At 64.5% G+C, this 19,465-nt stretch carries 18 protein-coding genes; 5 read left to right on the forward strand and 13 right to left on the reverse strand.

Annotation, left to right across the window (positions count from 1 at the left end):
• The first annotated feature begins 7 nt into the window (after positions 1 to 7).
• Complete coding sequence (locus L6Q21_RS06715; RefSeq protein ID WP_237829962.1) at positions 8 to 1,432, forward strand: YncE family protein; 1,425 nt, start codon at positions 8 to 10, stop codon at positions 1,430 to 1,432.
• 69 nt (positions 1,433 to 1,501) lie between these two features.
• Here the strand turns inward: L6Q21_RS06715 and L6Q21_RS06720 are convergent, their stop codons facing one another.
• Together L6Q21_RS06720 and L6Q21_RS06725 are read right to left on the reverse strand one after the other, a co-directional pair.
• On the reverse strand, positions 1,502 to 2,287 hold the full coding sequence (locus L6Q21_RS06720) for an ABC transporter ATP-binding protein (RefSeq protein ID WP_237829963.1): 786 nt from the start codon (positions 2,285 to 2,287) through the stop codon (positions 1,502 to 1,504).
• Positions 2,287 to 3,330 (reverse strand): FecCD family ABC transporter permease, encoded by a 1,044-nt coding sequence (locus L6Q21_RS06725; protein WP_237829965.1) that lies wholly within the window; start codon positions 3,328 to 3,330, stop codon positions 2,287 to 2,289. The genes L6Q21_RS06720 and L6Q21_RS06725 overlap by 1 nt, the downstream gene beginning before the upstream one ends.
• Positions 3,331 to 3,551: 221 nt before the next feature.
• Here L6Q21_RS06725 and L6Q21_RS06730 point away from each other — a divergent pair, with 221 nt between their 5' ends.
• From L6Q21_RS06730 to L6Q21_RS06745, 4 genes are read left to right on the forward strand one after another with little or no spacing between them, the layout of a single operon-like run.
• On the forward strand, positions 3,552 to 5,735 hold the full coding sequence (locus tag L6Q21_RS06730) for a TonB-dependent siderophore receptor (RefSeq protein ID WP_237829967.1): 2,184 nt from the start codon (positions 3,552 to 3,554) through the stop codon (positions 5,733 to 5,735).
• A 7-nt stretch (positions 5,736 to 5,742) separates the two neighbouring features.
• On the forward strand, positions 5,743 to 6,015 hold the full coding sequence (locus L6Q21_RS06735) for a hypothetical protein (protein ID WP_237829969.1): 273 nt from the start codon (positions 5,743 to 5,745) through the stop codon (positions 6,013 to 6,015).
• Positions 6,015 to 6,308 (forward strand): hypothetical protein, encoded by a 294-nt coding sequence (locus L6Q21_RS06740; RefSeq protein WP_237829970.1) that lies wholly within the window; start codon positions 6,015 to 6,017, stop codon positions 6,306 to 6,308. The genes L6Q21_RS06735 and L6Q21_RS06740 overlap by 1 nt, the downstream gene beginning before the upstream one ends.
• Before the next feature lie 4 nt (positions 6,309 to 6,312).
• Positions 6,313 to 7,905, forward strand: a complete 1,593-nt coding sequence (locus tag L6Q21_RS06745; RefSeq protein WP_237829972.1) for a PepSY-associated TM helix domain-containing protein — start codon at positions 6,313 to 6,315, stop codon at positions 7,903 to 7,905.
• A 32-nt stretch (positions 7,906 to 7,937) separates the two neighbouring features.
• Here the strand turns inward: L6Q21_RS06745 and L6Q21_RS06750 are convergent, their stop codons facing one another.
• The 11 genes from L6Q21_RS06750 to L6Q21_RS06800 form a co-directional block, all read right to left on the reverse strand.
• On the reverse strand, positions 7,938 to 8,093 hold the full coding sequence (locus L6Q21_RS06750) for an HU family DNA-binding protein (RefSeq protein ID WP_336246232.1): 156 nt from the start codon (positions 8,091 to 8,093) through the stop codon (positions 7,938 to 7,940).
• 169 nt (positions 8,094 to 8,262) lie between these two features.
• The gene (locus tag L6Q21_RS06755) at positions 8,263 to 9,612 is read right to left on the reverse strand and encodes an efflux transporter outer membrane subunit (protein ID WP_237829974.1); all 1,350 of its coding nucleotides are present in this window, start codon (positions 9,610 to 9,612) and stop codon (positions 8,263 to 8,265) included.
• Positions 9,609 to 11,561: a MacB family efflux pump subunit gene (locus L6Q21_RS06760; RefSeq protein ID WP_237829976.1), complete on the reverse strand. Its 1,953-nt coding sequence runs from the start codon at positions 11,559 to 11,561 to the stop codon at positions 9,609 to 9,611. The genes L6Q21_RS06755 and L6Q21_RS06760 overlap by 4 nt, the downstream gene beginning before the upstream one ends.
• Positions 11,558 to 12,706, reverse strand: a complete 1,149-nt coding sequence (locus L6Q21_RS06765; RefSeq protein WP_237829978.1) for an efflux RND transporter periplasmic adaptor subunit — start codon at positions 12,704 to 12,706, stop codon at positions 11,558 to 11,560. The genes L6Q21_RS06760 and L6Q21_RS06765 overlap by 4 nt, the downstream gene beginning before the upstream one ends.
• 8 nt (positions 12,707 to 12,714) lie before the next feature.
• On the reverse strand, positions 12,715 to 13,446 hold the full coding sequence (locus L6Q21_RS06770; protein WP_237829980.1) for an energy transducer TonB family protein: 732 nt from the start codon (positions 13,444 to 13,446) through the stop codon (positions 12,715 to 12,717).
• On the reverse strand, positions 13,443 to 13,865 hold the full coding sequence (gene exbD / locus L6Q21_RS06775) for a TonB system transport protein ExbD (protein WP_237829982.1): 423 nt from the start codon (positions 13,863 to 13,865) through the stop codon (positions 13,443 to 13,445). The genes L6Q21_RS06770 and exbD overlap by 4 nt, the downstream gene beginning before the upstream one ends.
• Positions 13,866 to 13,870: 5 nt before the next feature.
• Positions 13,871 to 14,626 (reverse strand): tonB-system energizer ExbB, encoded by a 756-nt coding sequence (exbB, locus tag L6Q21_RS06780; protein ID WP_237829983.1) that lies wholly within the window; start codon positions 14,624 to 14,626, stop codon positions 13,871 to 13,873.
• 35 nt (positions 14,627 to 14,661) lie between these two features.
• Complete coding sequence (locus tag L6Q21_RS06785) at positions 14,662 to 14,817, reverse strand: hypothetical protein (protein WP_237829985.1); 156 nt, start codon at positions 14,815 to 14,817, stop codon at positions 14,662 to 14,664.
• A 47-nt stretch (positions 14,818 to 14,864) separates the two neighbouring features.
• On the reverse strand, positions 14,865 to 16,016 hold the full coding sequence (locus L6Q21_RS06790; RefSeq protein ID WP_237829987.1) for a PepSY-associated TM helix domain-containing protein: 1,152 nt from the start codon (positions 16,014 to 16,016) through the stop codon (positions 14,865 to 14,867).
• A 22-nt stretch (positions 16,017 to 16,038) separates the two neighbouring features.
• Positions 16,039 to 18,579, reverse strand: coding sequence for a TonB-dependent siderophore receptor (locus L6Q21_RS06795; protein ID WP_237829989.1), 2,541 nt, complete (start codon positions 18,577 to 18,579; stop codon positions 16,039 to 16,041).
• 139 nt (positions 18,580 to 18,718) lie between these two features.
• Positions 18,719 to 19,369 (reverse strand): FecR family protein, encoded by a 651-nt coding sequence (locus L6Q21_RS06800; RefSeq protein ID WP_237829991.1) that lies wholly within the window; start codon positions 19,367 to 19,369, stop codon positions 18,719 to 18,721.
• Between the last annotated feature and the right edge of the window lie 96 nt (positions 19,370 to 19,465).

Below are 19,465 nucleotides of genomic sequence, written 5' to 3' on the forward strand. Positions count from 1 at the left end.
TATCCGCATGAAAATCCCCGGTCTGAAGGCCGTCGCGCTGGGCCTGCTGCTGTCCGCGTCTCCCCTGACATTCGCGCCAGCCCTGGCGCAGGCCAGCTTCACCGATGTTGATCGCACCTCGTCCGCGCGGGTGAACTTCCAGTCAGCCGAGAGTGGAAAGCCGATCCTGGCCGGTGCGCCCGTGAAGGTGACGGGCGACGGCTTCAAGGCTGGCCAGCAAGTCACGTTGCTCTATGGCAAAACTCCACTGCCGGGCGGCAATTTCAGTGCCGATGCAGACGGGAAGATCGAGGGCCAGATCAACGTGCCCGCGAACGCCGTATCCGGCGTGTTTCCTATCCTGGTGGTGGCCGATGCCCCTTATGCGGCGACCATCGCCGAGCTGAAGGTTTCGCCGACCATCCCGCTATCTGGCGAAAAGGCCTATAAAGTCACGCAGGCGCACACCGCCAAGGGCGTCTATCAATCGGCCTACAGCGCGAAGACCAATACGCTGTTCACGACTTCTGCGCAGGGGCGGCCGCCGGTAACCAATTCCGAGCTGGTGAAGCTGGACGCCAAAACCCTGAAAGTCCTGGCCCGCACGACACCTGACGTGGCGCCGACCCCTGCCCGCTCCGACGGCGCGCCTGCCGCCGAGCCGCAGAAACCCGGCCTGTACGCCGTCTACGGTATTGGCCTCGACGATGCGAAGGGCACCGTCTGGGTGACGAACACGCGGCAGGACACCGTGGCGGTCTATAATCAGGCGGATCTCAAGCTGATCAAGCAGTTCCCGCCGAAAACGGTGAACCATGCGCGCGACGTCGTCGTCGATGCAGACCAAGGCAAGGCCTTTTCCAGCGCCACTCTGACGCCAGTGGTAAAGGTCTTCGATACGGCGACGCTTGCGCCGCCCACGGACATCCATATCCGCTCGAAGGTTCGCGGCGGAGAGTTCTCGGCGGCGAGCCTCTCCTACAATCCCGCTGCCCATCTGCTCTATGTCGTCAGCCATACAACGGACGAAGTCGCCGTGATCAATACGAAGACGGATAAGGTGGAAAAGCTTTTCCCGGTGCCCGGCGCGAAGAGCAGCATCGGCGTCAGCCACGACCCGCAGACGGGCCGCATCTTCGTTGCCGCGCAGGGAACCGACAATCTGATCGTTCTCGACGGCAACGACGGCAAGGTGATCGCCGACACACCGATCGGCGCAGGGGCGCTGAACGTTGTCTTCGATCCGGTTAAGCGGCGGGCCTATGTCTCCAACCGCGGCGCCAGCACGATCGCTGTGGCCGATGCCGACGGCAAGCTCGTCGCGAACCTCGGCCCGGCGCCGACGGCCAACCATGTCGCGCTTGGCAAGAACGGCACCATCTATGCCGTCAACCGGTCGTCGGCAACCACCGGCGAAGACACTGACAGAATCATGGTGATTCAGCCCCGTTGAGATCATGTGCCGGGCGCGCCTGTCGCGCGCTGCCTTGGTCAGCCGGCTATGGCCGGCGTGCCCGGCCGCCTACAAGATGCCGTCGAGATCGATGCGGAGCCGGCCGTCGACCAGTTTCACCTCGGCAGCCACCCGATAGACGTCCGCCAGTACTGCGCTGTTGATCGCTTCGGCAGGCGCGCCGTCGGCGGCAAGCCGGCCTTCGGCAAATATCAGCACCCTGTCGGACCAGCGCGCCGCTATCTCCAGATCGTGCAGCACCATCAGCACGATCATTCCGGTTTCACGCGCGATTTGGTGCACCAGCTTCATCACGCGAAGCTGGAAATGCAGATCCAGCGCGCTGATCGGTTCATCCAGCAACAGCACCCGTGGGCCGCGTGCGAGCGCCTGCGACAGCGACGCCAACTGGCGCTGACCGCCGGAGAGGCGATCCAGTTGCGTCATCGCCAGGCCGGTGATGCCGACCCGGTCGATCACTTCCATTGCACGTTCGAGGATTTCGGCGTCGCTCAATCGTGCGCCTTCAACCGGCGAGGCCCTGAGCGCACCTGTAACCGTTTCCAACACCGTCAGCGCCACCTGCTGCGGCAACGATTGCGGCATATAGGTCACGAGCCGCGCATGATCGGCCAGCGACAGCTTCGTCAACTCGCGCGCGCCCAGCCGCACGGAGCCCTCGCCGGCATGGAGGCCGGCGATGGTGCGCAGCAATGTGGTTTTCCCCGCAGCGTTGGGGCCGATCAGCGAGACCAGCTGGCCGGGAGGGATGGCCGGAATGCTCAGGCCATGGACGACCGTCCGCGCGCCGTAGCCGGCCGAAAGCCCTTCGATCTGCAAGGCTTCGGTGAACATCAGACGCGCTCCGGCCGACGCAGTATCAGCGCGAGGAACACCGGAACGCCGATCATCGAGGTAACGATACCCACCGGCAGAAGCGTGCCGGGTACCAGCAGCTTCGACGCAACCGAGGCCAGCGACATGACGAGCGCGCCCGTCAGCATCGAGGCGGGCAGGAGGAATCGATGATCCTCGCCCAGCAGCAGCCGCGCGATATGCGGACCGACAAGGCCGATGAAACCGATCGTGCCCACAAAGGCGACCGAGGTGGCGGCCAGCGCACTGATCCGGAGAAGCGAGGCAAAGCGCATCCGTTCCACGTCGATGCCAAAGCTGCGGGCCCTGTCTTCGCCCAGCCTCAAAGCCGTCATCGCGTTCGCCGCGGCCAGCGAGAAGGGAAAGACCAGCACCACTACGGCTCCCAGCACGGCAAGATTGGCCCAGGTCGCGCGCGCGAGCGAGCCCATGCTCCAGAAGACGAGCTGCGAAAGTGCCTCCTGGCTGGCGACATACTGGATGAGGGCAACCAGCGCATTGAAGGTGAAGACCAGCGCGATCCCGAAGAGCACCACACCCTCCACACCCGTCGCCCGTCGCCGCGCAAGGGCTTCCAGCATCAGCACCGAGCCGAAGGCGCATAAAAAGGCGTTCAGCGGCACCATCCAGTCAGCAGGCACGAACGGGAGGCTGAAACCCAGCACGATGGCGAGCGCGGCTCCGAACGACGCCGCCGAAGAAACCCCCAGCGTGAACGGGCTGGCGAGCGGGTTGTTGAGGATGGTCTGCATCTCTGCGCCCGCCAACGACAGGGCGGCACCCACCAGGATCGCCATCAGCGCATAAGGCAGCCGCACCTGGCGGATGATCGCAAGCTCCGGCGCACTCAGGCGTTCCGGCGCAAAAAGCCCTGCCCACACGTTGCTGAGCGGGAGCGCGGATGGACCCGTCGAAATATCCAGCGCGAAGGCGACGACGCATAGCAGGGCGATGGTGATGACGATGATCGACCGGCGGCGCATCAATCTCGCGTAGGCTGCAAACGCTTCCTGCCGGTCCATGCGCTGGCCATTCGGTTGGCTCGGCAGAAAATCTCTCCTTCGGTGCCGCGGGCAGGGCGACGGTTGCGGGGGTGGCGATGCCACGGGCCTGAGTCAAGGCCGTCTCAGGCCAGGTTGCCCGCATCTCAAGTTACTATTGCACAGCATTTGCATTAGCATTAGTGACGCTGCAACCAGAGTAAAAGATCAGGGGAAAAAATATGCGCTGCGCTGCGATAGCCATGCTGCTGGCCACATCCTCGCTGGCCCATGCCAACACCGAGGAGCAGGACAGTACCACCATCGTCGTCACGGCGACCGGCCAGAGCGAGGCGCTGTCTTCCACCAAGACAGACACGCCGCTGATCGAAACACCACAGAGCATCTCCATTATCACGCGCGCTGAAATGGACCTGCGCGGCGTCAACACGGTGGCCGAGGCGCTTGCCTATTCGGCCGGCGTTCAGGCTGAGGCGTCGGGTATCGACAGCCGGGTGGACGAGGTTTCGGTGCGCGGCTTCGCAGCCGGCGGCTTCTCCAGCTCCAACAATTTCGTCGATGGCATGCGGCTTCCTTCCGGCGGGCAATGGACGCGCACGTCGTTCGACACCTTCGGCCTGCAGCAGATCGACGTGCTGAAGGGCCCCTCCTCGGTCCTCTATGGGCAGGTGGCGCCCGGCGGCCTCGTCAACCTCGTCTCCAAGCGGCCGCAGAACCATTTCGGGGCGGAAGTCGCGGTGCAGGGCATCGGCTCCAATGATCTTTCGCGCTGGCAAGGGCAGGGTTCGCTGGATATCGGTGGCCCCATCGGCGACAGCGGCCTGAAGGCGCGCTTCGTCGGCCTCTATCGCGATGGCCAGACACAGATCGATCAAACCTCGAACAGCCGCCTCTATCTGGCCCCCAGCCTCACCTTCGCGCCGACAGATGCCACCAGCCTCACTCTGCTGGTGCAATATCAGCGGGATCGGGGCGGATCGACCTACCAGTTCCTGCCCTACACGGGCACGATGATCGAAACGAACGGCGGCCGGATTTCCAAGGAATCCTACCTCGGCGAGCCGGACTGGAATACCTTCGATCGCGACCAGCTGCTGGTTGCCATGCTGTTCGAGCACAAGTTCGGCAACGATGTCACCTGGCGCACCAATGCGCGCTACACCGATGTGGACACCCTCTATCGGGCGAATGTGCTGAACGGCGACACCATCACCACGGCAACCGGCTGCACCGGTATCGCCGGCTGCATCGTCGGCCAGACGATCCGTCGCCGTGCCGTGCAGGGCGACGGCTGGTCCAGTGGCCTTGCGATGGACAACCAGTTGGAAGCGCATTTCGGAACCGGGAATGTCGAGCACACGCTGCTGGTTGGCGCCGACTATTTCGCGACGGTGTGGCAGCATCATCGCGATAGCGTTGCTCCGGCGCGGGTTCTGCCATTGCTCGACATCTTCAACCCGGTGCCTCGTGGTTCCGCCGACTTTGAAGCCAATCGCACGCCGGCGGTCCACACCCGTTCCAATGGCGATCAGGTCGGCATCTACGGTCAGAACCAGATGTCGCTTGGCAATCTGCGCGTTACCGTGGGCGGCCGCTATGACTGGGCAGACGAAACGCAGGTGAACCAGCTGACCCAGCTTCGCACCCGGACCAAGGCGGATTCCTTCACATGGCGGGCGGGGGCCGTCTATCTGTTCGACAACGGTCTTGCACCCTATCTCAGCTACTCGACGTCGTTCCAGCCTTCGACCGGCCAATATTATGACGGCACGCCTTTCGATCCGACCACTGGCCAGCAATGGGAGGGCGGTATCCGCTGGGAGCCCAACTCCAGCAATGTCTATCTGACGCTGGGCGCCTACCAGATCACCCAGCAGAATATCACGACGCCCGATCCGGACCCCGCCCATGTTTGCGGCGGCGGCACCTGTCAGGTGCAGACCGGCGAAGCGCGCGTTCGCGGTATCGAGTTCGAAGGGCGTGCAACCTTGCCGTTCGGCGTCGCGGCCATCGCCACTTTCACCCGGCTCTGGACAGAAGTCACCGAAAGCAATGTCGTGGCGGAGATCGGCAACCGCCTGCCCCAGACGCCGAACTACATGGCCTCGGGCTTCCTGCACTACACTGTTCCCTCAGGTGCGCTCAAAGGCCTCGGTTTCGGCGGCGGTGTTCGCTACACGGGCGACAATTACGGCGACATCATCAACAGCCCGCGCTTCCTCGCGCCGGACTATGTGCTGGCCGATGCCATGATGCGTTATGATTTCGGGGAAGCGTCGTCTGCCGGATGGGCGCAGGGCCTCTCGCTCAGCGTCAATGCGCGCAACCTGTTCGACAAGACCTACGTCGCCTATTGCGCCACCGTTGCTTCCTGCTTCTACGGCTCCGGGCGTGTCGTGAACGCCCGTCTGCAGTATCGCTGGTAGGTCTTCGATGATCGTTGCCCTGTCTCTCGCCGCCGCCATCGCGGGTGCCTTGCTGGTCTACCTCGGTTATCGTCGGCGAGAACCAGGCCCGCAGATCGGCGGCACCGTGGGCAGGGCAGCAGGCTGGTTGCTCCTCGCCCTCGCCCTTGGCCTGATGCTTTCCCATTTCGGCCCGGCGACGGCCTTGTTCGTGCTGCTGACGGCCATGATGCTCGTCTTCACCATTGCGCCGCCAGTTGCGGCCTGGATCGCCCGCCCGCGCGGCGGAAGGGAAGGCTGATGTCGGGAACGCTCAGCAGCCGGGACTGGTTCGGCAAAAGCGTCGCGGCCGTCCTGCTCGGCTTCCTGCTCGGCATCGGCATTTCCGGTCTTTGGGGCTGGCTCGGCATCGGCGGCATCACGGGTGGCCCGGCCAAGATGCAACTCAATATGTGGATGGTGTCGCCGGTCTGGGCGCTGACCTGCGCCTTCGTCTTCTTTTTCCCCTCCACGCGCGCTGCCTGGGGCTGGCTGGCATTGATGAATGCCATAGTCTGGGCGCCCGTCCTCGCTGCGCAGTTCCTGTTGCGGTAAACCCATGCGGCAAGATGTCCTGAAAACCTATAAGGACGTTCACAGCTGGGTGGGCATCATCGCCGGCATGTTCCTGTTCATCGCCTTTTGGGCGGGCGCGCTGACAATGTTCAAGGAGCCGTTGATCCGCTGGGCAACACCGCCAGCCGCCAGCTTTTCGGCACCGACGCCGATCGAACAGACAGATGAGCTGATCGCCCGCACCGTTGCAGCTTATCCCAAGGCCGCGAAAGGCTACACCGTCGTTCTGGCGCCAGGGCCGGATTCGCCATCGCGCCTCTACTGGAACGAAGGCGGGCGCCGCGACCCGAAACTGGTTGGCGCCAACCTCTCCTCCGATGGAAAGCTGGAAGTCGCGCCGATTGAAACCTCGCGCATCGGCTATCTGGTAGACGAGCTACATCGGCGGGTGGGCCTGCCGCTGCCGAATTCGATCGCCATGCCGATCACCACCATTGTAGCACTGCTCTATTTTGTTGCCATCATCTCGGGGGTGATCTGCCTTCTGCCCAGCCTCACCAAGGATCTTTTTGCCCTTCGCGTCAGCCACAATCTGAAGCGCATGTGGTTGGATCTACATAATGTGCTCGGCTTCTTCAGCCTGCCATTCCACATCGTGATCGCACTGACGACCGTCGTCTTCGCCTTCCACGACCAGATCTACGATGTGCAGGACAAGCTTATCTATCAGGATAATATCGAGGCGCGCTGGGAAGACCATGAGCATCCGCCGTCGCCGGACCCGTCGACACCTCTGCTGCCGGTGCCCGAGCTTCTCGCCAGGCTGAAGTTGCAGGCACCCGGCTTCCGGCCGGTGGAAATGAACTTCCACCGCGAGGCGCCCGATCATGGAGGCCACATGGCGCTGACCATCACCGGCCATGACGACCGCTATGGGCATCGTTCGGCAACGGTGGGCTATGGCGCGGTAGACGCAACAACGGGTAAGCTGGTCGAGACCGACCTGATGCCCGGCTTCCAGCCGCCGCTCAACGCCACGCTCAGCGGCTTCTTCACGCTGCACTTCGGCAGCTTCGGCGGCCTGCCCGTCCGATGGGGCTATTTCCTGATGGGGCTTGTCGGCACGATCATCTTCTACACCGGCAACCTCGTCTGGATCGAAAGCCGTCGCAAACGCGAACGCCGTGGCAGCGGCCCTGTCACCCAGAGCCGGCAGACCTTCGTGCTGGCGGCGCTGACGGTCGGCGTGTGCCTGGGGGCGATTGCCGGCACCGGCTTCTCGATAGCCGCTGCGAAATGGTTGCCGGGGCGCGTCGACAACGTCGAAAACTGGCATGTCGGCATTTACTATGCTGTATTCCTTGGCTCCGCGGGATGGGCATTTGCGCGCGGAGCGGCGCGAGGAAGCGGGGAACTCCTGGCCTTTGCCGCGCTGGCACTGGCAGCGATCCCGCTCTCGACATTGTTCGCGCCGGGCGCATGGAGCCATGCCGATATGAGCTTGCTCGTCGACTGGATGGCAGCGGGCGGCGCCCTTGCGCTCCTCTATGTCGCCCATCTCTCCCGCCAGCGTTCGCGGCAGGGCCAGAAAGACAGCGTCTGGCTGTCGACGGCCGTGGATGGCCAGACCCTGTAGTTCCCTATTGCAGGAGGTCCACGTAAAAGCCTTCAGAGGTTTACCTTGTCCTTCAGCGCCTTCGCAGGCCTGAAGCTGATGCTCTTGGACGCCTTGATCGGCATCGGCACGTCCGCTTGCGGATTGCGGACATCGCTCGCAGCCCGCTTACGAGTTGTGAGCTTTCCAAACCCGGCGATATAGCGGATTCAGGGACCGCATCGCCGGGCCTGGTTCCTGGCGGGAAGCTATGGCCGTTGCCTGGTTGTGGCCGGGATGAATGGGTGCTCATGGCTTTGACTGAAGTGGGACATCTTTATGGCCCACCGACCTAAAATTCGTGCGATCGGTCTTACTTCAAAAACTCGCCGTCTCGGTTCACGTCGGCAATCTTCCGCCAACGCTGCGATAGAGTATGATAGCAGCGCGGATGCGGGCTTGCCGCAGCGTCAGCGCATCCTCCTGGGCCGCGTAGAGGATGCGCTGAGCGTCGAGCATGACCAATAGCGTTTCCGCACCAGCCTGGTATCGGCTTTCGGCAAGGCGGGCGGCGATCTCCGCCTGACGCAGCGCCTCAGTCTGCGCGTCAGTCTCGCGCTCCAGCGTGTCGATGTGGGAGAGCGCCTGTTCGACCTCCGCGAAGGCTGCCACGATGGCACCATGATAATCGGCCCATAATTCCTCACGGCGGGCGACGGCATAGTCGCGTTCCCCGGCGAGCCGGCCGCCGGCGAAGATCGGCGCGGTCAGCGCGAAGGCCAAGCTGTAGATTGGATTATCGAACAGGCGCGGCAATCGGCCGCTCTCGAACAGGCCTCCTGCACGGAGCGTAATCTGGGGCCACATGGCCGCACGAGCGAGAGCCACGTCGGCATCGGCCGCCGCCAGCCTCCGTTCCGCAGCGGCGATATCCGGCCGGCGGAGCAGCACGGCGGACGGCAATTCCGGCGTGAAAGACGGCAGGCCAACGCCGGTCAGCGTGGTGGTGGCCACATCGAAGCCTTGCGGAACGCGGCCAAGCAAGGAGGCAAGAGTGGCGCGGCTGAACGCCCGCTCCCGTTCGATCTGGGCGAGGCGCTGTTCGAGGCTAGCGACCAAAGCGCGCTGCTGGCCAAGCTCCAGCGGGTTTGCCATTCCGGCACGCTGACGGGATTCGACCAAGCCGAGGATGCGCCTGGCAGCGTGGAGGTTGTGCGCGGCGATGGCGCGGCGTTCGGTGGCCGCGACGGTGGCGGCCCAGGCCGCAGCGGTCTCGGTCTCGACGATCAGCGCGACCGCATTTCGGTCGTGCTCGGCCGCGTCGAGCATCGCGAGCGCGCCCCGGCGCGAAGCGTGATTGCGTCCCCATAAGTCCAGTTCGTAGCGAGTGGCCAGCCCGATTGAGAAGGCTGGATCTCCGTCGCTGTGCTCCGCAGCGACATTTGCGTTCAAGTCCGGCAAGAGAGCCGCCCCAGCGATCCGCGTGCCGGCGAGCGCCCGCCGCACGCGCGCTTCGGATGCTGCGACGTCGAAGCCCTCGCTGCGCGCTCGCCCGATCAGTTCGGAAAGTTCGGCGCTGCGAAAGCCGCTCCACCAGTCGTCCGGGGCGGTGAGAGGCGATCCAGGCCGATCGGCAGACAAGTGCGCGGGAGAGGTGATGGCGGGATCTGCCGATGCGTGGCCACCCGTGGTGCAGCCGGCCAGCAACAGCGCCGTGACCTTGGGCAGGAAGCGGTGGGCCATGCTCATTCCCCCGCCAGCGCTCGAACCGGATCGAGCCGCGCGGCCGAGCGGGCCGGCATGAAGCCGAACAGCAGTCCGGTGGCGACGGCGCAGCCGAACGCGCCAAGGCCGGCCAAGGGCGAGAAGCCTATCGGAACGGCAAACAGCAGCAACACGCCGCCAAGAGTGAGCCCGAGCGCAACCCCGGCAACGCCCCCGACCAGGGAGACCATGACCGCCTCGGTCAGGAACTGGCGCAGGATATCACGCTGCCGCGCGCCTGTGGCCATGCGGATGCCGATCTCGCGGGTGCGCTCTTTCACGGTCATCAGCATGACATTCATGACGCCGATCCCCCCGACCACGAGCGACACGACGGCGATCAGGCCGAGCATCAGCGTCATGCTGCGGCGCGAGGCCATTTCCGCGTTGAGCCGCGCGCCGGCATTGTCGATGGAGAAATCTTCCTGTCCGTGCCGCGCCGCGAGCAGAGCCCGGATTTCGCGCTCGGCGTCATCGACGAGGTCGGTGCTTTTCGCCTCGACGACCACATAATCCGGGACCGGTCGTTGATAGATGCGCACCAGCGCTGAGCGATATGGCACGAAGACGCGCTTGTCCTCGCCGTCGCTACCCGACGAGGCGCCCTTGCTGCTCATGACGCCAATGATCTCGAACAGCGTGTTGCCGATCAGCAGTTGCCGCCCTACGGGATTGCCGCCATCGAGGAAGAATTGCTCGTAAATCTTGCTCCCCAGCACTACGACGGGCGCCAGCTCGCGCATCTCGCGCTCTGTGAAAAAGCGGCCTTGCGCTACCGGCCATTTGTGGATGGAAGGCATGTCGGTGGTGATGCCCTGCGAATAAACGCGCGCATCACGGTTGCCGTAGCGGATCGTGACCGGGTCGCCGATCGTCGGCATGACCCGGCTGACAGAGCGAAGTCTCGCTATCTCGGCAAGGTCGCCATCGTCGATTCCGCGCGGGGGGCTTCCATCGGGCGCGCTGCGGTTTTCGAGATAGAGGATCGTCGCGCCGAGCGCGCCCATCTGCGCCATGACCTGGCGTCGCGCCCCTTCGCCGACCGCCATCATCACGATGACCGAGGCAACGCCGATGACGATGCCGAGCAGGGTCAGCGCCGTGCGCAAGCGGTTGATACGCATGACGCGCCAGGCTGCGCGCGTCGCCTCGCGCAGATTGGCGGAGAGCGAGGCGTGGCCGGTGTCGGCCACCGCCAGATCCGGCAAGGTTGCGCGGCCGGTCTTGGCGGCTTCCCCCCGACCGCTGTCGGCGACGATCCGGCCGTCGCTGATTTCGATCACCCGCCGCGCGCGTTCGGCGACGTGACGGTCGTGGGTGATGAGGATGATGGTGTGGCCGGCGTCCGCCAGTTCGTCGAGCAGCGACATCACCTCGGCGCCGCTCCTGGTGTCGAGCGCGCCGGTCGGTTCGTCGGCCAGGATGATGCGGCCGCCGTTCATCAGCGCGCGGGCGATCGAAACCCGCTGCTGCTGCCCGCCGGAAAGCTGATTGGGCCGATAGTCGAGCCGGTCCCCCAGTCCGAGTCTGTCAAGCAGGGCTGCGGCTTGCGCCTGGCGCGGGTCCTTCGGCACTCCGGCATAGATGGCAGGCACCTCGACATTCTCGCGCGCCGTCTCCGTGGCGATGAGGTTGTAGGCCTGGAAGACGAAGCCGAACGCCTCGCGGCGGAGCCAGGCAAGGTGATCGGCATCGAGCGCGGCGACATCCCGCCCGGCGAACCGATAGGAGCCGCTGGTCGGCCGGTCGATGCAGCCGAGCAGGTTCATCAGGGTGGATTTGCCCGAGCCGGAGGCGCCGACGATAGCGACGAACTCGCCTGCGCAGATTTCCAGGCTGACACCGCGCAGAACCTCGACCGCGGCCTCCCCCTCCCCATAGCGGCGGCGAATATCGGTCAGCGCGATCAGCGGCGTGGGGGGAACGGATTTCAAGAGGCCGAACCTTCGTCCACGATAAGACGGTCGCCGGCCTTCAGGCCGTCGAGAACCTGAACGGACATGCGGTCGCGCATGCCGCCGAGGATATGGCGCTCCACGATCCTGCCATCGACCATCACCCGGGCGGTGTAGCTGTCAGGGCTGCTCCTGCTCTCCGTGAGGGCGGCGAGCGGCGCGATCAGCACGCCCTTTGCCGAGGCAGTGGTGAACACCACCTGCGCCGTCATTTCCGGCATCAGGGCGTCGTCGTCGTTGGCGACATCGAACAGGACGGTGTAGGCGATGACCTTGCCGCCGGTGCGGCCCGCATCGGCTGCGGCTGACGCCTCCCCGGTAGCGCGTGGCGGCGCAGGGAGCACCTGACGCACCTGGCCCGTCCAGTTCCGCCGATCATCGCCGAGCGTGGTGAAGCGCGCCGTCATGCCGGGATTCACCCGATGGATGTCGGCTTCGGAGACTTGGGTGGAGACCGTCATGCGGGTCAGGTCCGCGATTCGCAGGATGGTCGGCGTCTGGTAGGTGGCGTTGAGCGTCTGGCCGGGCTTTGCCTCCACCGAAACCACCGTGCCGGCGATCGGCGCATAGATGCGCGTGAAGCCAAGCTGCGCTTCCTCCCCGCGCAGGCGCGAAGCGGTCTGCTCGATCTGGGCGCGCAAATTGGCGACGCGGGCGCTTGCCGCCTTCATGGCCGCCTCGGCAACCTGCACGTCCTCGGTGCGGGTCGACCCGTCGCGGTCCATCTGCTGCTGGCGCGCATATTGGCGGCGGGCCAACTCCTCCTGAGCCTGTTGCTCTGCCAGTTGGGCGCGAAGGCCGGCAAGCTGGGCGCGGCCCGCCTCGACGGTCGCGAGTGGAATCGAGGGGTCGATCTCGGCCAGGAGCTGCCCCTGCTCGACCTGATCGCCGGGTTGGACGGCCAGCCGCTTGATCTGGCCGGATACCTGTGCACCGACATCCACGGCAGTTTGCGGCTGGACGGTGCCGAGGGCGTTGACGGTCGCGGCAATGTCGCCTCGGCCGATTTCGACTGTCTGATACGTCGTATCCGGCGGTCGCAGCCACCAGGCTGCCAGGAGGAGGGCAACCGCCGTTGCTCCGGCCGCGATCCAGCGGTTACGCCGGGAGGAAGGCGTGTCCATCAGCGGCCCTATTTGATGAAGAACTCGACGGGCACGACCAGTTCGATCGTCTCGCCGGTCACGTCCGCCGGAGGCTTCGGCAGCGGCTGCGCGCGGCGCGGCAGGTTCACCGCCTCGTTGTCGAGCGCTGCGAAGCCAGACGAGCGTTCGAGGCGCGAGGATTGCACCCGGCCTGCACGGTCCATGACGAACCTTATCCAAGGCACACCTTGCTGCCGACGCAACTGCGCCGAGGCGGGATAGCGCTTCACCTTGTCGAGCGCGCCGAGCACAAGTCCCTGCCAGTTGGGCACGCCGCTCGACGACATGGGGGCTGGCGGCGCCGGTCGCGCGGGTGGCGCGGTCGTTTCCTGTGCCGGCGTTCTTGCCTCCACCGGAAGTTCTGGCGGCCGCGCCGGGACTGCGACAGCCGGGTTCGGCACGGGCGGCGTCTTGATTGTTTCGCGCTGCACGACAGGCTTGGCTGTGTCAGCCTTGACCTGCTTGGGGCCGGGCGGCCGTTCCGTCGGTGGAACGGGGGGCGCGGCCGGCGGCGCCATATCGATGAAGATGGCCGGTTCGGGCGCTGGCCTGCTCGTTGCCGGTCCCAACCAGTAGGCGGCGACCAGTGCCGGAATCGCGTGAAGACCAAGCACAATGCCGAGCGAGGCCAGCCAGCGCTGACGCTCGCGCGGGTCGGCCAGCGGCTCGGCGCCATGTCCTTGGTCCCGCCCGGCTGCCGGGTCATACGTCGCTTTCACGGGCCGGTCGCCTCCTCGATGCCGACCAGTGCGACCTTGAGATAGCCGGCACCGCGCAGCGCATTCATCGCCTGCATCAGCGTGTCGTAATCGACCGTCTTGTCGGCGCGCAGAAACACGCGCTGCTCCTTGTCGCCGCCGGTTAGGCGGTCGAGTGCGGCCGGCAACGCCTCCTGGCTGATCGGGCTGTTGTCGAGCGCGAGCGTGCGATCCGCCTGGATGGTGAGGAATATCGGCTTGTCCGGCCTGGGTTGCGGCTCAGCGGTCGAGGCTGGCAGGTCCACCTTCACGTCCACCGTCGCCAGTGGCGCCGCGACCATGAAGATGATGAGCAGCACCAGCATCACGTCGATAAACGGCGTGACGTTGATCTCATGGTTTTCCTGCAGGTCGTCGTCATGATGAAGCTTGGCTGCCATGCCACTTACTCCGCTACATGCAGGTCTGGCTTGCCGACGATCCCGCGCGAAAGATCGCGCGAAACGAGGCGCAGCACGGCGGCCGACGTATCGCCGACCAATGCCTTGAACGCCGCGATCTGGCGCGCGAAATGGTTGTAGATCACCACCGCCGGGATCGCCGCCACCAGGCCCATGGCGGTTGCAAGCAGCGCTTCGGCGATGCCAGGCGCGACCACGGCCAGGTTGGTGGTCTGCGAAGCAGCGATGCCGATGAACGAGTTCATGATGCCCCAAACGGTGCCGAAGAGGCCGACGAAGGGCGCAGTGGCGCCAATCGTCGCCAGAACGCTGGTTCCGCGCGTCATCCGCCGCCCTGCGGCCGCCTCGATCCGGTCCAGCCGCGACGCAACGCGCTCCTTCAAGCCTTCGCCATCCTGCAGGGCGTCGGCTGATTGGCGCACTTCGGCGGCGGCCGCGGCGAGCAGCGCTGCCGACACAAGGGCCTCCCTGTCCACCGCCATCACCGCCGCCTCCAGCGAACGCGCGCCCTCGATTGCGGCGAGCGCAGCGCGTTGGGCGGCCGCCGCCTTGCGCAGTTCCAGCGTCTTGGCGGCCAGCACCGTCCAGGTGATGACGGACGCAACGGCAAGGCCGATCATGACGGATTTCACGATCCAGTCGGCGGATATGAACATGCCCCAGGCGGTCAGATCATCGGGCAGGCCGCCGGCCATCGGCTGGGCGGATGCAGGCGACGCCGGTGCAAGGCACGCGATCATCGCCCCACAAAAGGCAAGGCGGTTAGGGAAAAAGCTCATGGGGCGTGCTTTCGTTTGAACAGCCGCCGCAGCGGCCAGTGCCGGAGTATGATCAGCAGCGGGATCGACAGGGCGATCCACGACATGGCGCGCCAGAAATCGCTGTTTCCCAGGAGTGCGAACAGCAGCCCCCCAATGGTGAGCGCCGCCAAGGCGACGGGCCAGCCCCATCGCCGGGCCAATGGTCTTTGCCTGCGCGTCATGGGCGGCCCAATCCAGGCTGGGCGCCGACGGGATCGGCGTTCGCCAGCCAGCGCTTGCGGGCGATCCACAAATAGACCCCGCTGCCGAGCACGACGATCGCAACGATGTCGAAGATCGCCCAGATGATCTTGAGCGGAATGCCGCCATAATCGCCGAAATGCAGCGGCTGCATCACATAGAGCGCGCGCAGATACCATGGGAAAGGTTCGGCCGACGCGATCTCGCCCGTTGTCGCCTCGACGATCACCGGCGCGAACACGCGCGAGCCGAGTGTGCCGCTGCCTTTGGTCCAGAGGAAGAAATAATGATCGCCCACCGGCCCGTGGCCCGGATACATCAGGCTGACGATCTCGCGGTCGGCGGGAATCGCCTGGCGCACGGTGGCTATGACCTCGCCCGGCGATGCGAAGCTCTCTGGCGGCGGAGCGGGAAGCCCCGCCTTGCGGGCAATCACATTTTCGCGGATTTCACGTTCCCACTTTTCGTCGAGCAAATCCTCAAGGGTATGAAGTGCGCCGGTCACACCGACGACGAGCAGCCAGGCGAGGGTCGCCATACCGAGAAGATTGTGCAGGTCCAGCCAGCGTATCCGGCCGCCGCGCCCATCGCGCACGTCACCGAAATCCTGCTTTCGGGTGTAGGGGCCGTAGAGAATGACGCCCGACACGAGTGCAACGACGAACAGGATGCCCATGAAGCCGAGAAAATAGCCGCCCCAGCCCGGCACCATCATGTAGAGATGGAGGCGAACCAGATAATTCATGATGTTCGGCCCTTTGTCGGGCCGTGCCGCCACCACGGAATCGAAGACGATTTCACCGGTCCTGGCATCGAGTTCGATAGCGACGTCGTGGTGGTCGGCCTCGCGTTCGAGAGCGACCTTCAGCCTCGGCTCCGCATTTTCGATGCCGAACACATATTCCACGTCGTGGTCGGGATAGCGGTCCTTCGCGATGGAGACGAGGCGGTCGAGATCGAGCCGGGGCATGTCGGCCGGCGCCGCGGGAAGCGGCGTCGGCGGATCGTCGATCCACGCCTTGTAGATTTCATGCTGGAATATCAGGGGCAGCCCGGTGATGCAGAGCATCAGCAGGAACAGCGTGCAGACGAGGCTGGTCCAGCTATGGATGATCCGCCAGGTTCGCATCTCGCTCCACCTCCTGCGCGGATCAGAATCGTGCGCGCACCGACGCCGTGATGCTGCGCGGCTCACCGTAGAAGTTGTTGCTGATCGGCCCGCCCAGCCGCGCCCAATAGGTCTTGTCGAACAGATTGTTGACATTGACGGCAAGCTCGGCCCGCTCCGCGAAGCGATAGGCGAGGCGGGCGCGGGCAAGCGCATAGCCGTCTTGTATGATCGTCAGCCCTTCGTCGATAACATAATATTTGCTTTGATAGTTGACGCCGGCCCCAATTTGCCAACGTTCCGCCGCGCCAGGGAGGCGGTAATTCGCCCAGAGCTTGATAATATGTTCTGGCGTCACCGTGCTGAAGATCTTGCCCTGATTGTTGGCATCTTCAGCATATTTGGTCTTGTTGTAGGTATAGCCCGCAACAATCTCCAGATTGTCGGTCAGGGCGCCAGAAAGTTCCGCTTCGAAGCCTTCGCTGCGGACCTTGCCATCCGCATAGGAGCAACGGAAAGCCCCACTTATTGGGCAGGGCGATGGTCCTGTCAGATCAGTCTGCGGGCGATTGGTCTGGTCGATCCGGAAGATAGCGAGCGAGGCGTTAAGCCGTCCGCTGGCAAACTCGCCCTTGATCCCCGCTTCATAATTGGCGCCGACAATCGGCGGCAGAACATTCCCGTTGCGGTCATAAACGCTCTGCGGCTGGAAGATATCAGCGTAGCTTGCATAAAGCGAGAGATCGGCCGTCACATCCCAGACGATTCCACCATAGGGTGTGAACTCGGTATCAACCTTTATTTCGCGTTGGGACGTAATATCATTGGAAGGCAGGCTGACATTCTGAACCTTCGTCTTCCAGTCGCTCAATCTGCCGCCAAGAATCAGGCTCAGGCTTGCGATCGGGCGAATGCGTGCCATCCCGAAAACTGCCGATTGGCTGGTTTTTGTGATGGTTCGTGATGTGGAGTAAACCGTTTCCGGTTCCGGGATCGAGGACGGATTCCAAGTATAGGGATCGATGAAGATCGAGCGCCATGGCCAGAGGTCGCTTCCCCCACCAGCGTTTAGCCAGTCCCGCCGGACGTTGCCACCCAAGACGATGTCATGCTCCTGACCGAAAGCACGGACCTTTCCGGTCAAGACCGCCTCGCCCCCTGTCTGGCGATTGCGATTATCGTCGTAATAGGAGGCGTTGAGCGGCATCAGATAATCGTCTGGTGCCAGACCGAAACCCCATGTGGGTGTAGCGGCAAGCGCAAAGGCATATTTTTGCTTGAGCGATGAGCGCAGATGATTGGCTGAGATTTTCAGTGACCATTCGCCAGAAAAACTGTGTTCAAACTCGCCAAAAACATCCTGTTCCGACCGATCCGAGCGGTTCCAACTCGATCCAAGGTAGGTCGACCGCCCCAACGCCGGCGGCGTTCCGTCGCGGTTGAACGGGAGACCGATATAGTTTGGGGTGTCGTCCACCTGCTGGATGCGTCCGCCGACCAGAATGCGGGTGCGCGGGGTGAACTCATATTCGACCAGCAGCGAGCCGAGCTTCTTGTTAAGGCCCACCTCGTCGATGAAATAGTCCTTGTCCTCGAAGACGCCGATTGCCCGCGCCCGCAGGCTGCCATCGCCATTCAGCGGGCCGCTGATATCGCCTTCGACACGATAGCTGTTCCACGTCCCGATGCTGGCCATTGCGGAGGCCTGGAATTCCCTCGTCGGCCGTTTGCGGACAAGATTGACGGCAGCGCCGGGATTGCCCGATCCCTGCAACAGCCCCGCCGCTCCCCGCAGCACCTCGACCCGATCGAACAGGGCAAGGTCCGGCATCGTGCCGGGCGCGCCCTGATAGTCCGAGCGCTCGGTCGTCGCGACGCCGTCATATTGCACCACGTCGATATCGAATCCGCGCGACAGGAACTGGGCGTTGAGCGAGTCCGCGCCGGTCACAACCGTGATGCCGGTTGTCTGCCCCAGCGCATCGGCAAGCGTGAACAGGTTCTGATCCTCGATCCGGTCGCGGGTGACGACGGTCACCGACTGCGGCGTCTCGCGCAGGGTCTGCGGAACCCGGCTGTTCACGGTCGTCGCGCGGCCGGTGTAGGAGTTGCCGCCCTCGGTCCGGCCGATATCACTGGAAGCAAAGCCGCCCGGGCCGGAGGCGCCTTCCACGCGAACCGGGCCGAGTTGCATGGCTCCATCGGAAATCTGCGGAGCGCGTTCGATCTGAACGCCATTGTTTCCAACGAAGCGGTAAGTCAGCCCCGTGCCGGCCAGCAGCCGGCTCAGCGCTTCGGCGGGCACGAAATCGCCCTTGATCGCCGTGCTGGTGAGGCCGCTGGTCAACGGTCCTTCCGCCGTCACCTGCAAGCCGGACTGGCGGCCGAAAATCATGAGAGCCTGGGCCAGAGGCTGGGCCGGAACATCAAAGCCATTCCGTGTCGCGCTGGCGGTCTGGGCCGCTGCCGGGGTGGCGGCGCTCCATCCCATCGCCGTCGTTGCCATCAGAATCGCGCCAAGAACCATGCCGCGCTCGCCGCGCCGGGCCATAGCCGTCAAACCCCCGTTCATCGCAATCTCCAATCCGCGTCCAGAGGCAATCGCTAATGGTTCGCAACTGCGTCTACGCTTGCAGGATGATTGGCGATCCGGTTTTTCCAAAAATAGTGGCGAGAAATTTCAGGGCAGCCCTAATCGGCTGCACTTGTTGAAGAAATCGCCACTATCCGCTGACGATCAGCAACCAGGGGGTGATGCGCGTGACGCGCCCGCCATAGGGCTGCACGATCATCGACAGCGCCTGCACCGGTTGGCGAAGATCGTAGATGCCGGTCACCGGGCGGTTGGCGAGATCGGCGTCTGTCACGATGATCCTGCCGCCATACCAGGGACGGATTTCGTCGATAAGGCTGGCGATGGAACGGTTTTCGGCCAGCACCTCGCCGCGTTTCCAGCCGCCGACCAGTTGCGGGGCGATCCTGCCCGTCTCCGCCGGACGACTCCCGCCGATGCGTATCCAGTCGCCCGCCAGAAGGTCGCGCTGCGTTGACGGCGACGTGCCTTCGTCCTCGACCTGGACGTGGCCCTGGCTGACCGAAACGCTGGTTTCGCCGCCGATCATGCGAACGTCGAAGCGCGTGCCCAGAACGGTCGTCGTCACCGTTCCGGCCGCGACACGGAAAGGGCGGTCCGGATCGCGCGTCACGTCGAACATCGCCTGTCCGGCGAGAAGGCGGACCGTCCGCCTGGCACCATCATAATCAATGGCGATCGCGCTGTCCGGCCCGAGATGGACGGTGCTGCCGTCGGCGAGGCGGACCTGCTCGACATGGCCGGGGCGGGTGATGTGATCGGCGCTCAAATGGAGGCTCACGCCAGGCGCAGCCAGCGCGACAGCGCAAGCGGCGGCAGCGGTTGCAACGACCGCCCGGACGCGGGATTTGCTCCGTCTGCGCGTATGGCGGCCCCG

This window comes from Sandaracinobacteroides sayramensis (assembly GCF_022014495.1).
GTDB classification, from domain to species: Bacteria; Pseudomonadota; Alphaproteobacteria; order Sphingomonadales; family Sphingomonadaceae; genus Sandaracinobacteroides; species Sandaracinobacteroides sayramense.